Genomic DNA, 15,662 nt, shown 5'->3' with positions numbered 1-15,662 from the left:
GTTTGGAGCCTATGCGATCTAAAGAATATTATGCAGCGATCGATTTAGGCTCCAATAGTTTTCACATGCTTGTTGTGCGTGTGGTAGCGGGCTCTATTCAAATAGTCTCTAAAATAAAACGCAAAATTCGCCTAGCCGAGGGGCTCGACGAGCAAGGAAACTTAGCGGCTGACGCCCAACAACGGGCATTAGATTGCTTAGCCATTTTCGCTGATCGCGTGAACGATATTGCTCCCGAGAACATCAGCGCTGTTGGTACGGCGGCATTGCGACAGCTCGACCCGCAAGACCCTTTCCTCGACACCATGCAAGAGGTGCTTGGGCATCCGATCAAAATCATTCCAGGTGAAGTAGAAGCACAAACTATCTATCAAGGTATCGCTCACACCACAGCAACGAATCATAGCTTAATGGTTTGCGATATCGGCGGAGCTAGTACCGAACTTGCTATTGGCGAAGGCTATATACCTAAATCGGTGAAAAGCTTACCTATGGGCTGCGTAACTTGGAAACAGCGTTACTTTCCCGAAGGCGTTATTGAGCAAGCCAATATCGACAAAGCAGTAGCTGCTGCAGAAGCCGTGGTTGCTCCTTATGTTCAACAGTTTGAGAAAGCTAGCGAACTGCGTGTACTTGGCGCCAGTGGAACATTTAAAGCGCTACAAGACATTGCTAGGCACCGGCAACAAAGCGAAGTTTTTCAGCTCGACTGGCTTGAGGAAATGTTGCACGAGGCGGCTCAATTTGAGCACTTAGATGAGCTAAATGTACCGGGCTTAAAACCCGATCGTGTGCTCGTTTTCTTACCTGGCGTTTGCATTCTTATCGGTATTTTTAAGCAGCTCAAACTCCAAGGTGTTGAAGCAACCGAGGCAGCGCTGCGCGAAGGGCTTATCTATGGAATGTTGACCGAGCTGCAGCACGATGATGTACAGCTTAGAACACTTGAAAGCCTGTCAGAGCATTATCAGATTGATGCCAACCAAACCATTCGGGTACTAACGGTATTTCAAAACTTTGAACAGCAACTGAATAACTCAATGCTACAAGACGAAACTGTCGCCTCTGTAGCAAGAGCTGTAGCCTATTTACACGAAATTGGTTTGAGCATGAGTTATAAGAAGGCTGGTCGTCATAGCCGTTATGTACTCAAAAATACCAATTTGCCGGGCTTCTCATTACGAGAGCGTGAAGCGTTATTAGAAGTGCTCGAGGGAGTCGGCGGTACCATTGATGAAGACAGCACCCCCGACAAGTTGCCGGCAGAACCACAATTTGCTTTACTCACACGGCTGCTGCGGTTAGCTATTTTATTATGTCAGCGCCGTAATAACGACCGAGTCCCTAGCGTGAAATTAAGCCTAAAAGGCACCCAACTGTCGGTGCAGCTACCTAAAGGCTTTTTCCACGAGAACCGCTATTTAGCAAGCCTTCTGTTAGAAGAAGAACGCTTTCAAAGCCAGTTTGGTGGTTTAGAGCTCTTTGAGTAGAGTTCTATTTTTGGGCTAAGCGTTCAGCCATCCACTTGGCAAAATAAGTTAATATTCCGTCTGCCCCCGCGCGCTTAAAGCACAACAAAGACTCGACAATAGCGTCTTCTGTTAACCAGCCATTCTGTATGGCAGCTTGATGCATCGCGTACTCACCACTTACTTGATAAGCAAAAGTAGGCACACCAAAGTTTTCTTTTACGCGGCGAACTACGTCTAAATATGGCATACCCGGCTTCACCATAACCATGTCTGCGCCTTCGTCCAAATCCAATGCAATTTCATGAAGTGCTTCATTGCTATTGGCAGGGTCCATTTGATAAGTCTTTTTATCAGCCCCTTTTAAGTTACCGGCAGAGCCCACTGCGTCGCGGAATGGGCCATAGTAATGAGACGCATACTTTGCGGAATACGCCATAATTCGTACATTCACGTGTCCCGCTTCTTCTAGCGCTTCACGAATTGCACCAATACGGCCATCCATCATATCTGAAGGCGCAACCACGTCTGCACCTGCTTCTGCATGCGACAACGCCTGCTTAACCAACGCCTCTGTCGTAACATCATTCTGCACATAGCCTGACGCGTCTAATATGCCGTCTTGGCCATGAATGGTGAAAGGGTCTAACGCAACATCGGTCATTACGCCTAACTCTGGTACAGCTGCTTTTAATGCTTTTACAGCTTGCTGTGCTAACCCATTAGGATTCCATGCTTCTTCCGCCAGCTCTGACTTAACCGACTGAGGCGTGACCGGGAAAATAGCCATCATAGGAACGCCTAATGAAGCGATATATTTCGCCTCTTCTACCAGCAGGTCTACAGAGAGTCTTTCGACTCCTGGCATTGAACTTACTGCTTCGCGCTGCTGCTCTCCGGGCAATACGAATACTGGGTAAATAAGGTCATTGGCAGTTATCGAATGCTCTGCCATTAAACGGCGGCTAAAGTCGTTCGCGCGCATACGCCTCATTCTGCGAAAAGGAAACCCACCATAAGGAATATTCATACTACCACCTCTTTTTCTCGCGCAATTTACGATTACTCGTCAATCTTAATTTCTGGTCTAGCGACTACAGTTTGGTCGCGCCCTCTATTCTTGGCGCCATATAATGCTTCGTCTGCGGCTTGCAACAATTGCTCAGGCACCTCGAACAACCCTGGTGAGGCCACACAAACACCCATGCTCACGGTAATCGCCAGTTCCCCCGCATCGGTTTGAAACTTGTCATCTCTCACCACGGAGCCAATGTTCGAGGCGACCTGCTGAGCTTCAGATTCTTCCGTATTGGCTAAGATAATGGCAAACTCTTCACCACCATAACGGCAAACGGTGTCTCCAGAGCGTCTCACAGCTTTTTTCAAGCGTGCTGCCAAAGCCACTAGAATTTGGTCGCCAATCATATGCCCGTACTCGTCGTTTACCGGCTTAAAGTAGTCGATATCGAGCATAATCAAAGCGACCGACTCCTTATTGCGCCAAGCTCTTCGAAACTCGGCTGTAAGCTGCCGGTCGAAATGACGGCGGTTATACAACCCCGTTAAACCATCTTCACTATTCTTGCGCTCAAGTTCGTTATTTACTTCTTGCAGCTCACGAAGTGCCATTTCAAGCTCAAAAGTTCGTTCGGCTACGTGCTCTTCTAATTCTTCATTAAGTTTGCGCTGACTTTCTTGCGCATCGGCTGCCTGTCGCAATGCCTCTTCTTGCGCAGACATTTTCTGTGAGCGCTCTTCTGAGTATCTTAAAGTAAGTACCCAAGACAACAGCAGAACTTCTATGCCGGAACCTGCCATAATGGCGTAACGCTGAATAAATTGCGCATCTAACACACCTAAGTAAGCTAAGCTGTTCAGCACCACAGCCAGCAAGAAAGCGCTCCATGCTAAGGTGAAAACTCGCGCATACACTAACCCTCGACGCCACATCGACAGGGCCATCCAAATAATAAAAACACACGCAACGATTGCGAAAATAAGCAGTAATTTAATGGTTAACGCATACCCTGCAATAACACTTGCCGCTCCAATAAGGAGTGCCACAATACCGGTTGTCCAGAGTCCACGATAATAGGTTCGGCTATATGTCTTAACGTCCAGCAATTGACTGATAAATAGCGCTGCGAATGCAAAACATAAGCTACCAAATAATGGAATTGCTCGGTCTTGAATCCAAGTAAGCTCAGGCCAAATATATCTGAAGCCAGCGCCACTTAGCGCTGAAACCATCAAACCCACAAAAATAACGTAAAAAGAGTAACTGAGGAAAGTCGGTTCACGAGTCATGGCATAACCAAATAGGTTATATACCACCATGCAAATAAGCACACCAAAGTAGATACCGTATAAAAGTTGAGGTACCCCTTGAGCGGCGTGAAATTCGTCCTGCTCCCAAATTGAGAGTGGTAGCGTAACCGAGCTTTCTGTCTGCACCCGAAAATAAACGGTTACCGCCTGACTGCCAGGGATGGGCACCACAAACTCTTCGTGAGGTATTTCGCGCGCATTAAATGGATAACGATCCCCAAGCATGTCCTGGCCAACGACGCGCTCTGCCCGGATAAAATATATATCTAAGGCGTCAAGCAACGGATAACGAACATGAATAAGTCTGGTATCACTACCAGCGTCGAGACTGAGCTTAAACCAATACGTATTTAAGTCGTAACCGAAACTAGGATGCTCTCCATGTACTTCCTCCCATACATAGTCAGGAAGTCCCATAATCTCGCCAATTGTTTTACTACCACTGCCGTCGATATAGTAACTATCCACCAATACATGGTTTCCGTGCTCTTGCTCCTGCGCTTCGCTAAATGACGCAAAACCAAAGAAAAGAACAAACAGAATAAAACTATAGAGCAAGCGCTTTATCGTCATTGAGGCAGCCCCCAAACACCAAACAAGTCTTTGGCATTTTGCGAGGTTATTGCAGCTAACTCTTTCTCATCCTGTCCTCTCAACTTCGCAACCACTTCCCCAATATGCGGCAAATAATGAGGGTAATTCACACGACTTCTCGGCTTAGGTCGCAATGTTCTGGGCAGTAAGTATGGCGCGTCTGTTTCCAGTAGCAGTCTGTTTTGCGGTATTTGGGATAATGCTTGTTGTAGGCTTTCCCCACGTCGTTCGTCGCAAACCCAACCGGTAATACCGATGTAAGGGTTAAAGCGCATGTACCGCTCTAAAGCTTCAGGACCTTGGGTAAAACAATGAATAAACAATGCGGGTAACTGAGCTTCAAATTCGCTCAAAATAGCAATTTGGTCGTCTATGGCGTCTCGTTCGTGCAGGTACAGGGGCAACCGTAAGTCACACGCTATTTCGACTTGCTTGTGAAAAACGCTACGCTGCTGAGCTGGCTCTGAGAAGTTTCGATTATAATCTAGACCACATTCACCAATAGCTCTTATTTCTTGATGTTGAGCAAGCTCTCGTAAACTTTCAAGCGCTTCTAAAGTTACCGAATCCGCTTGATGAGGATGTACCCCAGCGGTTCCGATACAGCTGTTGTATTGCTGGCAAGTGCTCAGTACCTGCTGGGTTTCCTCAAGATCACTACTAATTAGAACAAAATGATGAACGCCCAGGCTTTCGGCTTGCGCTAGAACCTGGTTTTTATCGGAAAACTGACTGCTATGGAGGTTTACTCCACAATCAATCCAACTCATTAGTTATCTCGAACAACCCGAACTCTGCGATTCAGACCCGGAGTGCGCAAATAATGCGAATTGAACATGCCTTTCTGAAGGTAATATTGACGACCCACCTCAAATGGGAAGCCTGTGTCTCTTTCTTGCTGACGCCACACTTCACCGTTTCTTAGACGTAGGTGCCACATTTGGCGGCTGTCTTGCCACATTTCGGTGATATCAAGGAACGCTTCACTGGTTTCACCCTCTTCTACCGTTTGTTCGCTTACAGGCGTTTCCGCCAAAGTTTCCGAAGCAGGTAAAGCCGCTACAATATTGTCAAAGCAAACTAACCGAGCTAAAGAGTCTTCTATTCCCTTACAGGTTTGCAGCTTCTCAATAAGGCTTGGTAATGTTTCACCGCCGGCAGACTGCGCCTGAGCTGGCGCATTAAAACTATAAGCTCCGACAAATGTCAGCAACAAAATAATAAGTTTCTTCATGGTTGATCCTGTTGTGCCTTTTCTTCTTCGCCTGACTCGTTATGTTCTTTTGAAGCAGACTTTCCATACATTCCGCCAACGATGACCCCGACCTCAAATAATAGCCACATAGGCAATGCCAATAGGGTCTGAGAAATTACATCTGGAGGGGTTAAAAGCATACCAATTACAAACACCCCAACAATGACATAAGGGCGTTTTTGGCGCAACTGTGCGGCTGTTACAGTTCCTGTCCAGCACAGTAAGATGATTGCGATAGGAATTTCAAACGCGAACCCGAACGCAAAGAATATTTTTAGTACGAAATTCAAATAGCTGGATATGTCTGTGGCAATCGTTATGCCTTCCGGAGCCATCTTGGTAAAGAACCCAAAAGCAAGCGGCAGTACAACGAAAAAGGCAAACGCAATTCCCGCATAAAATAACAAGCTACTACTCACCAACAGCGGCGCAACCAAGCGCTTCTCATGTTGATATAAGCCTGGAGCTATAAACCGCCATATTTGATGCAATAAAAAAGGGACGGCTAACGCGAATGCCACCACAAAGGTTAATTTAAAAGGCGCGAAAAAAGGTGCGGCTACGTCCGTAGCAATCATGTTTGAACCGGGTGGTAGCACAGCCATAAGCGGTGCGGCTAAAAGCTCGTAAATGTCGCGGGCAAAGTAAGCGAGCGCTAGAAAGATAACAACAATAACAAGCACACTGCGAAGTAGTGTCTTGCGAAGCTCAACTAGATGGTCAAGCAATGAACCGCTGCCACTCATGAGTTACCTCGCGGCTTTCGTTCTTCACTGCTGCTTTCGTCTTTTTCTTCCTTATCTTGCCACTGGCCGTCTTGATAGGGGTTCTGTACTTTTGCGGCGGCCGACTCTAGCTCCGCCAAAGAACGTTGTAACTCTGGCGACATCTGGTCTTTACCTTGCATCGACTCAATTTTCTTTAGATTGTCGTGCAGCTCTTTAATACGCAACTCATGGTTTAACTCAGCATGCATTTTTGAACCAAACTGCTTCACACTGGCTACCGTGCGTTGCACTGAACGCAAAGCAGAAGGCAGCCGCTCCGGCCCTAGCACCAACAGAGCGACTACGCCAATAACAAGTAATTCCCAGAAGCCAATATCAAACATGGAGCGAATTAGTCGTTTTTAGACTTTTGTTCTTCGGTCGAAGACTTTTGCTGAGGCGTTTGCTCAAAATCAGCGTCTTTATCCTCAAGCTTTTGCTTTTCTTCGTCACTCATTTCTTTTTTAAAGCCACGAACCGCTGAACCCAAATCTCCGCCAAGAGAGCGTAATTTTTTACCACCAAACAATAGCACCACAATGAGCAGTACAATCAATAATTGCCAAATACCAATACCCATTTCTTACACCCTTTAGTTCTAACTCAATGGGTTGCGCTTGGGCGACTTACGCCACGCAACAATCCAACACAAAACAGACACAGACGCCGCTGTAATGGTCATCCATGGCTCTAAATTAGCCGCATAAATTACCGTTGATCCAACTGTTAAACTAGCCGCAAGCATGGTCCACCAGCGCTTGGTTTCCACTTGTTGCATTAACTCGACTTGGCGAGCTTGCATAGAAACCTCCTGGCGCTGCTGACTGCGCAAAGCATGCAACGTGTCATACAACAACATCGGCATTTCCGGAAGCTTTTCCGCCCACCTCGGAGCCTGCTCTTTCACACTTCTCCATACTGCGCGCCAGCCGATTTGTTCTTGCATCCAGCGCTCGAGAAACGGTTTAGCTGTTTTCCATAAGTCTAATTCAGGATATAAATTGCGGCCTAAGCCCTCAACGTAAAGCAATGTTTTCTGAAGTAAAACAAGTTGAGGCTGAACTTCCATTTCGAATCTGCGAGCAGTATTAAATAAATTAACCAACACGTGACCAAATGAAATTTCAGCAAGCGGCTTCTCAAAAATAGGCTCACACACAGTACGAATAGCTGATTCAAACTCTTCGATGTTGATATGCGACGGCACCCAACCTGAATCTACATGTAGCTCTGCTACTCTGCGATAATCACGATTAAAAAACGCTATAAAATTCTCTGCTAAGTAGCGCTTATCTTCTCGATTAAGCGTACCTACAATTCCGAAGTCGACGGCGATGTAACGAGGCGACTCGGGTCGCGTAGGGTCCACAAAAATATTTCCTGGATGCATATCAGCATGGAAGAAGCTGTCACGGAACACCTGGGTAAAGAAAACTTCAACACCCCGCTCCGCTAAGACATTAAGGTGAATACCCGCCTTTTTGAGAGCTTCTACGTCACTAATAGGAATACCTGAAATACGCTCCATCACCATCACATTCGCGCGACTGTAGTCACTATATACTTCAGGGATATACAGCATTTCCGAGTCTACAAAATTACGGCGTAGTTGAATTGCGTTTGCCGCCTCCCTTGCTAAATTCAACTCGTCGAGAAGTGTTTTCCGATACTCTTTGATTACTTCAACCGGCTTTAAGCGCTTTCCATCAGGTAACACACGTGCCGCCACACGAGCAACGGTGATCATCAATTCAATGTCGGCATGAATAGTGTTTAAGATGTCCGGACGAATCACCTTAATGACCACATCCTGCTCGCCCCGAGTTTCTGTCGCGGCTAGCTTAGCTGCATGCACCTGCGCAATAGACGCAGACGCTAATGGCTCAACCTCAAATTCGCTAAACACCGTGTCTAAGTTAAAGCCTAATGATTTCTCGATCACTTTCTGGGCTTGTTCGCCAGGAAAAGGGGGAACGCGATCTTGCAGCTTAGAGAGCTCCATAATCATGTCTGGCGGAAGTAAGTCACGTCGCGTGGACAGCATCTGCCCAAGTTTTACGAAAACCGGACCCAAGGTTTCGAGCGCCAGGCGTAACCGCATACCTAAAGGCTGGTCTTTGTGCTTGTTACGCATCCAAAACAAACAGCCGCGAAGAACTCTTGCCCACCAAGGAAGAACATCCTTGGGTAGCATTTCGTCGACACCGTACTTCATTAATACGCTGAGAATTTTATAGAATCGAAATATCCGCACGTTACTGTAACTTCCTTAAATCACTCTCAAGCGCACTTAAACGCTCGTTCATCGCTCGAATGTCGGCCTTTACGTACTCAAAATCTACAGAGCTTGCAGCCAGTTGCAATTCCTCAACTAGCAACTCTTGCACCCGCCCCTGAGCTTCTTGCAAGCGTCCTGGTTTATGTAGAGCTCTTATTTTTTTCGCCATTAAATGAGCCGGAACATCACCAATAACGCTGGACAAAAGCTCTTCCCAATCGATATCAAGCTTTACGAATACGTCTGCCGCTTGCTGTAACAAGATTGGGTCGCCTTGCACTTGCAGCTTACCGGCTTGGATAGCGGCAGTAGCTTGAGCGGCGTCCATAAGCAATGGTGCATCAAAAATCGAAAATGTGACTTTGGCGTCAACATGTTCGTAGTCGGGACCGAGCATCATAATTTCGCTTTCCATAAAGCGAAATACGAACGGCATGGGTAGCTCTGCCACATTGATATGCACAACCTTTTGGCTTAATGGTTTCAGTCTATTCGACGCGCTATCGTCATGCGCCAGCGCATGATTCAAAGCTCGCTCAACTGCACCTCGAAGCGCGTGTCCAAACATTAAAATTTGAACCCTCGGTGCAATGCCACAATACCGCCAGTCATATTCTGATAAGACACCTGAGAAAAGCCCGCCGACTCCATCATACCTTTAAGCGTTTCTTGATCTGGGTGCATGCGGATAGACTCAGCGAGGTATTGGTAGCTGTCCTTATCTTTAGCAATGAACTCGCCCATCTTCGGTAAAATATGAAACGAATACATATCATAAGTCTTCGACAACCACTCTTGAGTTGGCTTTGAAAACTCTAATACCAACAAGCGACCGCCAGGTTTCAATACACGAAGCATAGAACGCAATGCATTCTCTTTTTCGGTGACATTTCTGAGACCAAACGCAATGGTAATACAGTCGAAGTAATCGTCTGGAAAAGGAAGTTGTTCGGCATCGGCTTGCACAAAGGAAACATTTCCTACCACGCCTTGGTTGTAAAGTTTCTCGCGGCCAACTTTCAACATGGAGTCATTGATATCCGCAAGCACAACTTCACCTTCAGCGCCCACGATTTTAGAGAACTTTGCGGTTAAGTCTCCGGTGCCGCCTGCAAGATCTAAAACTCTTTGACCCGCGCGAACACCGCTACTGTCGATAGTTTGCCGTTTCCATAACCGATGAATACCTGCCGACATTACATCGTTCATAATGTCGTACTTGGCTGCTACAGAATCAAATACACCAGCGACCATTTTCGCTTTATCTTGTGCATTCACGGTTTTGTAACCAAAATGCGTGGTTTGGTCTTCGTTTTTCATGGATACCGCTCAATCTAAATCGTGTTTTCGTCTAGCCCTAGTGTACTCTATGCAGGGCGATTGCCCAAACGCATTCCCTTTAAACTTGTGCGAATTTCTCGCCTTGCGGCAACCAACGCTGCATAAGTGCCTCTGTTTGTTCTGGGTAAGCATTAAATATATCAACAGCTAGCTTCTGAATGGTTGGTAGCATGTCGGCATCTCGCTCTAAATCAGCGACCTTCATATTCACTAACCCAGTTTGTCGAGACCCAAGCAACTCTCCCGGGCCGCGCAGTTCTAAATCTCGCTCAGCAATAACAAATCCATCGTTACTCTCTCGCAATACAGACAAGCGTTCATTAGCCTGTCTCGAGAGTGGACTTTTATAGAGCAATACACAGTGAGACGCCACCGACCCTCGTCCGACTCGTCCCCTTAATTGATGGAGCTGTGCCAACCCAAGCCGCTCTGGGTTTTCAATGATCATTAAACTTGCGTTTGGAACGTCAACACCCACTTCAATCACAGTAGTAGCAACCAAAACATCAAGCTCGCCGTTTTTAAATGACTGCATCATTTGCTCTTTTTCTGCCGACTTTAAACGACCATGAACCAACCCAATTTTCAGGTCGGGTAACGCTTCTTGTATTTGCGCTGCGGTGTCTTCGGCGGCCTGGCATTGCAGCGCTTCAGACTCCTCGATTAGCGTACACACCCAATACACTTGCCGACCTTCATGTTTAACGTTTTGGTGAACCCTAGCGATCACTTCATCTCTTCTCGTGTCGGGAATAGCGACTGTCGTTACCGGAGTTCGCCCCGGTGGAAGTTCGTCGATAATAGAGGTTGCTAAGTCTGCGTAGGCTGTCATTGCCAATGTTCTGGGTATCGGCGTTGCGGTCATTACCATTTGATGAGGGTGAAGCCCTTGCTGTTCCCCCTTCTCTCTTAATGCGAGGCGCTGATGAACCCCGAACCTATGCTGCTCATCTACAATGACTAAAGCGAGATTCTGAAAATGAACTTGGTCTTGGAATAGCGCGTGCGTACCCACGGCCATTCGAGTTTCACCGGCTTCTAGGGCTTCAAGCTGCATTTTCCGTTCTTTCACACCTTGCTTACCCACAATCCAACCCACTTTTATACCTAAAGGTTCAAGCCACATGGAGAAGCTTCGATAGTGTTGTTCTGCCAATAGCTCTGTGGGTGCCATTAAAGCCACTTGATACCCTGCTTCAATCACCTGCAGCGCAACCATAGCGGCTACGAGTGTTTTACCTGAACCTACGTCCCCCTGCACAAGCCTTAACATTGGGTATGGCGCTGCTAAATCAGCCTCAACTTCTGCCACAACCCTTTTCTGTGCTCCCGTAGGCTGAAAAGGTAGGCCTTGCAGAAACTTCTCCATTAGCTGCTTGTTGCACTCTATCTTCGGTGCAAGCACTTGTTGCGCCGTACTCCGCACCTTGAGCATGCCTAATTGATGCGCCAACAATTCTTCAAGTGCTAACCGTTTCTGTGCCGGATGATAACCTTCCATAAGCGCGACGATATCGTCATCAACAGATGGCCCATGAAGAGTCTTAATGGCTGAATACAGCTCGGGCAAGCCGCCACGCAAAGACTCAGGTAATAGCTCCGGTAAACTTTTCTCATTCAGGTAGTCAAGTGCTTGGTGTGCTAGGCGCTGTATTGAAAGTTGATGAAACCCTTCAGTAGTAGGGTAAATAGGGGTGAGCTCGTCAGGTAAGTCTGGTGATTCTCCAAGTTGCAACACTTTAAGCTCTGGGTGCACCATTTCAGGCCCGGTTGGGCCAGGTCGAACCTCACCATAAACTTGAATAGACGCACCTTTGTTATAAAGCTCTTGCTGATGTTTGCTGAATTGAAAAAGGCGAACGGTCAGCGTACCTGTACCGTCTGAAATTGAAACGAGTAACGCGCGGCGTCGACCGAAGTGCACACGGCTACCCAATGATTCCCCCACAATAGTCGCGTAGTCTTGCACACGCAGCCGAGCTATCGGTGTAATTTGAGTGCGATCTTCATAACGCAGTGGCAAGTGAAACAGCATGTCCTGAACACTATGTAAGCCCATTCTCGCTAATTTTTCTGCTGCCTTTGGTCCCACACCTTTTAAGGTTGTTAAGTCAATAGCAGTCAGGCTTGAACGGCTCATTAGGTCGGCGCTCCTTCACTTATATTCGACGTTTCAACCAGTATACTCACCATTTAACCTTCAGACTAGTTGCCTAAAATAGGCGCTATGCGCTATCGTTTTGTTCTCTTGTAACATGGATCATAAATTAAATGGCTTTCTCGTACATTGCTCGACAACCCATTCTTGACCGAGAAAAGAATGTGTATGGCTACGAACTCCTATTTCGTAACAGCCAGCGCAATGAGTTTCCAGACATACATCCCGACGAAGCAACATCTAAGTTATTGCTACAGCAACATCTTATTGGTGACATTCGCACTGTATGTATGGGAAAAACAGCATTTATAAATTTTCATACCAATACCCTGTTACACAAATTTCCGGGCTTCTTGCAGTCTGAGTCGGTTTATATTGAAGTTTTAGAAACCGTAGATGTTTCCCGCGGATTAGTAAAAGCCTGCAAGAAAGCTTCCGACCTTGGCTACAAAATTGCCTTAGACGACCACGACTTTAATGATCGATGGGACGAGTTGCTCCCCTTTGTGTCTTTGATCAAAGTCGATATTCAACAGCAACCGCTTATCACACTTCCTGCGCGGATGAAGCCATTTAGAGAGCACAACGTTCCTATGCTGGCTGAACGTGTGGAAACGGAAGAAGAATATCAGCGTTGTTGCGAATTAGGGTTCGAATACTTTCAAGGCTACTTCTTTGAGCGTCCAGAAATTGTAAAGCGTAAAGTACTCGCGCCGCAGCAAATGATCCTCATGGAGTTACTTGCAGCAGTGCACCAAACTGACATCGATTTTCAACATGTTGCTGACATTATTCGCAATGACCTCTCTTTAACCTACAGCTTACTAAAATTCGTAAATAGTGCGGCCTTTAATAAAGGCCATGAAATTAAAGATATTCAGCACGCCATAGCCTTTGTCGGTGAGAAAGAACTTAAAAAGTATGTCGCTCTGGTCGCATTAGCGAACGTAGCCAAAGATCAGCCCGAAGAATTAGTCGCCAAATCACTCACGCGTGCTCATTTTATGGCTGAATTAGAGCGACTTTCTGTAGGGGAAAGCGTAGACAACGCTAGCTTTATGACAGGCTTGCTGTCGTTATTAGACGTACTATTGCGTACACCCATGAGTGATATTCTTGAACGCCTTCCCATGAGCAAAACCATTAATGCGGCTATCTTAACGAGAACGGGGCGGGTAGGTTACTTGCTTAGATTGGTAGAAGCATACGAGCATGGCGACTGGAAGCGTGTTGAAGCACTAGCTCGAAAAATGTACCTAACAGAGCTCGACATTGGTCAATGCTTTCTTTCTGCCAGCCATTTTTGTGAAAGCCTTATGGCTTCTACGCAGCAACATTAAAAGCATTAGTTCAGATAAGCGACTGTTTTTATTTCATGATCTTGTTATCATGCATACGCATCTAACAAAAAAGGCAAACCACACATGATGAGAGGCTTATTCTACAGACGCCGACAGTGGCGTTTAGGTACCTGTCTGGCAGGTATCATTAGCCTTCTATTAATTGCGTTCATTCATGGTTTGTTAAACACCGTAGCTACTTACCCTTCAACCGAAGTACAAACAACGCTAAATTCATATCAAGTATGGTCTTTGTTTAACCATACCGAGTTTTGGTCGGCACAAGCTTATTTCTTTACCGCTGTTCAGTCGGCTACCGAATTTTGGTGGCATCCTTTTCTGTTTGTCATCACGACAGCTATTTTTCTAGCTTTATGGGTGTTGGCGGGCATGACCATCATTCGCCGCTCGCTGGCGTTGTGGCTCATGCTTGCGTTGAGCGTGGCTACCCTTATGGGCTTGCATAACTTATCTGCGTTTTTCGGTTTCGACTTAGCACCCGGCGCAGCGCAGGCTGCAGCGGGCTACTTAGTCGTTGGGGCATTATTCATGACACTTGGGCATTGGCGCAACTAAACTACGCACGCCACTTCTTATTCACACTGTACATATCTGTTCGACGATCTTTAAGATTGGTCACGGAGCCTTCGTGATGCAAATACCGTAACTCATCTAAGTTCAAGTCTGAGAACATAAGCATTTCTGTGTTGGGTGTTGTTTCTGACATTACAGCGTCATGTGGAAAGGCAAAATCAGAAGGTGAAAACACACTCGACTGCGCATATTGAACGTCTAAACTTTCCACTTCGGGGAGGTTACCTACGCTACCGCAAATAACTACATAACACTCGTTTTCAATGGCGCGCGCTTGAGCACAATGGCGTACACGAAGATAAGCATTTCGCGTGTCTGTCCAGAATGGAACAAACAAAATTTCCAAACCTTCTTCGGCCATAAGTCGACCAAGTTCGGGAAACTCTACGTCGTAACATACGAGAATACCGACACGACCGGCATCCGTTTGGAACACTTGAACTTTATCACCACCTTCAATGACCCAGTCACGTTTTTCGTGCGGAGTAATATGAATCTTGCGCTGCTCTTCAACCGACCCATCCCTTCTGCATAAGTACGTAACATTGTACAAAGAGTCGTCTTCAAGAAGAGGCATGGAGCCCGTAATAATATTAATATTGTAGCTCACCGCCATCTGTGACATTTCCTTTCGGAAGCGCTCAGTGAACCCGGCTAAAAAGCGTATAGCTTCCATTTGACGGCTTTGGTCCGTTAGACCCATTAACGGTGCGTTAAAAAACTCGGGGAACAACGCAAAGTCACTTTTGTAGCTCGACAACGCATCGACAAAGTATTCAACTTGTTTAAGTAACTCTTCTACCGACTCCACAGCCCTCATTTGCCACTGCACGGCACCAATTCGAACATTGCGTGAGCGGGCACTAATAATGGTGTCTGCCGGTTCATATAGAAAGTTGCTCCACTCCAGCAACGTAGCATAGCCTTTTGATTTCTTATCTTCCGGCATATATTTATGCAACAAACGGCGAACATTGAAATCGTTTGCAAGCTGAAACGTCAGAATAGGGTCGTAAATTTCTCGACGACGGACTTTTTCTAGGTATTGGCTCGCGCTAATTTCGTCGGAATATCGGTGATAATTGACAATACGACCACCCGCAAGAATTGCCTTTAAATTAAACTGCATACACAGTTCTTTACGAGCATCGTAAAGGCGCCGTCCTAATCGGTATCCTCGGTAGTCTGGGTGAATAAGCACATCTAAGCCATACAGTGCATCGCCGTTAGACTCGTTGAGTATCTTGTCTCTCTTACCGAGCAAATCGTCATATTGATGCGGGTTACTGAACTTGTCATAAGTTACTCGAACCGTTAACGCCACCCCGACAATAGTGCCGTTGTCTTCTAGGCAAATTTGCCCCTCTGGAAAGTCGCGAATTAAATTGAATATCGTATGCTCTTCCCACGCCCCGCCGATGTCATCATAAACTTTGTCCATCAATAACTTGAGTTGTGGATAATCTTCTTCACGTAAGTTTCTCAGTTGCAAATGTAAATCATCAGGACTCATACGGCTTAACCTCACAGGCGATATC

The 15,662-nt window shown here is 46.4% G+C and carries 15 protein-coding genes; 3 read left to right on the top strand and 12 right to left on the bottom strand.

Translation table 11 applies throughout. From position 1 onward, the window contains the following. The first annotated feature begins 11 nt into the window (after window positions 1-11). A complete protein-coding gene (locus tag EYQ95_RS10540; RefSeq protein ID WP_126266348.1) occupies window positions 12-1,490 on the top strand; it encodes a guanosine-5'-triphosphate,3'-diphosphate pyrophosphatase in 1,479 nt (492 codons plus the stop codon). A gap of 4 nt (window positions 1,491-1,494) precedes the next feature. Here EYQ95_RS10540 and hemB read toward each other — a convergent pair whose 3' ends face one another. The 11 genes from hemB to recG all read right to left on the bottom strand — a co-directional run bounded on the left by hemB (window position 1,495) and on the right by recG (window position 12,172). Further along, on the bottom strand, window positions 1,495-2,499 hold the full coding sequence (gene hemB, locus EYQ95_RS10535; RefSeq protein WP_111915780.1) for a porphobilinogen synthase: 1,005 nt from the start codon (window positions 2,497-2,499) through the stop codon (window positions 1,495-1,497). 32 nt (window positions 2,500-2,531) lie between these two features. Then, entirely contained in the window at window positions 2,532-4,370 is a 1,839-nt protein-coding gene (locus EYQ95_RS10530; protein WP_111915781.1) for a diguanylate cyclase, read from the bottom strand. Further along, window positions 4,367-5,161, bottom strand: a complete 795-nt coding sequence (locus EYQ95_RS10525; RefSeq protein WP_111915782.1) for a TatD family hydrolase — start codon at window positions 5,159-5,161, stop codon at window positions 4,367-4,369. Before EYQ95_RS10525 ends, EYQ95_RS10530 begins: the two co-directional genes overlap by 4 nt. After that, window positions 5,161-5,625 (bottom strand): hypothetical protein, encoded by a 465-nt coding sequence (locus tag EYQ95_RS10520; protein ID WP_111915783.1) that lies wholly within the window; start codon window positions 5,623-5,625, stop codon window positions 5,161-5,163. The genes EYQ95_RS10525 and EYQ95_RS10520 overlap by 1 nt, the downstream gene beginning before the upstream one ends. Continuing rightward, on the bottom strand, window positions 5,622-6,392 hold the full coding sequence (gene tatC, locus EYQ95_RS10515) for a twin-arginine translocase subunit TatC (RefSeq protein ID WP_111915784.1): 771 nt from the start codon (window positions 6,390-6,392) through the stop codon (window positions 5,622-5,624). The genes EYQ95_RS10520 and tatC overlap by 4 nt, the downstream gene beginning before the upstream one ends. Continuing rightward, a complete protein-coding gene (gene tatB / locus EYQ95_RS10510) occupies window positions 6,389-6,757 on the bottom strand; it encodes a Sec-independent protein translocase protein TatB (RefSeq protein WP_111915785.1) in 369 nt (122 codons plus the stop codon). The genes tatC and tatB overlap by 4 nt, the downstream gene beginning before the upstream one ends. A gap of 8 nt (window positions 6,758-6,765) precedes the next feature. Continuing rightward, the gene (gene tatA, locus EYQ95_RS10505; RefSeq protein WP_111915786.1) at window positions 6,766-6,993 is read right to left on the bottom strand and encodes a twin-arginine translocase TatA/TatE family subunit; all 228 of its coding nucleotides are present in this window, start codon (window positions 6,991-6,993) and stop codon (window positions 6,766-6,768) included. Window positions 6,994-7,011: 18 nt separating this feature from the next. Continuing rightward, window positions 7,012-8,667: a ubiquinone biosynthesis regulatory protein kinase UbiB gene (gene ubiB, locus EYQ95_RS10500; protein ID WP_111915787.1), complete on the bottom strand. Its 1,656-nt coding sequence runs from the start codon at window positions 8,665-8,667 to the stop codon at window positions 7,012-7,014. A 1-nt stretch (window position 8,668) separates the two neighbouring features. After that, window positions 8,669-9,220: an SCP2 domain-containing protein gene (locus EYQ95_RS10495; RefSeq protein WP_165924710.1), complete on the bottom strand. Its 552-nt coding sequence runs from the start codon at window positions 9,218-9,220 to the stop codon at window positions 8,669-8,671. A gap of 38 nt (window positions 9,221-9,258) precedes the next feature. Then, window positions 9,259-10,011, bottom strand: coding sequence for a bifunctional demethylmenaquinone methyltransferase/2-methoxy-6-polyprenyl-1,4-benzoquinol methylase UbiE (ubiE, locus tag EYQ95_RS10490; protein ID WP_111915789.1), 753 nt, complete (start codon window positions 10,009-10,011; stop codon window positions 9,259-9,261). 79 nt (window positions 10,012-10,090) lie between these two features. Continuing rightward, complete coding sequence (gene recG / locus EYQ95_RS10485; RefSeq protein ID WP_111915790.1) at window positions 10,091-12,172, bottom strand: ATP-dependent DNA helicase RecG; 2,082 nt, start codon at window positions 12,170-12,172, stop codon at window positions 10,091-10,093. A 131-nt stretch (window positions 12,173-12,303) separates the two neighbouring features. Between recG and EYQ95_RS10480 the strand changes: the two genes are divergently transcribed. Together EYQ95_RS10480 and EYQ95_RS10475 are read left to right on the top strand one after the other, a co-directional pair. Then, window positions 12,304-13,530 (top strand): EAL and HDOD domain-containing protein, encoded by a 1,227-nt coding sequence (locus EYQ95_RS10480; RefSeq protein ID WP_111915791.1) that lies wholly within the window; start codon window positions 12,304-12,306, stop codon window positions 13,528-13,530. A gap of 84 nt (window positions 13,531-13,614) precedes the next feature. Next, window positions 13,615-14,106 (top strand): hypothetical protein, encoded by a 492-nt coding sequence (locus EYQ95_RS10475; RefSeq protein ID WP_111915792.1) that lies wholly within the window; start codon window positions 13,615-13,617, stop codon window positions 14,104-14,106. A 1-nt stretch (window position 14,107) separates the two neighbouring features. Here the strand turns inward: EYQ95_RS10475 and EYQ95_RS10470 are convergent, their stop codons facing one another. Beyond that, window positions 14,108-15,637, bottom strand: coding sequence for a carbon-nitrogen hydrolase family protein (locus tag EYQ95_RS10470; protein WP_111915793.1), 1,530 nt, complete (start codon window positions 15,635-15,637; stop codon window positions 14,108-14,110). Window positions 15,638-15,662 lie beyond the last annotated feature (25 nt).

The organism is Lysobacter sp. N42 (genome assembly GCF_004344885.1).
Note: the sequence above shows the minus strand (reverse complement) of the source record. Positions and strands in the feature narration are given on the sequence as shown.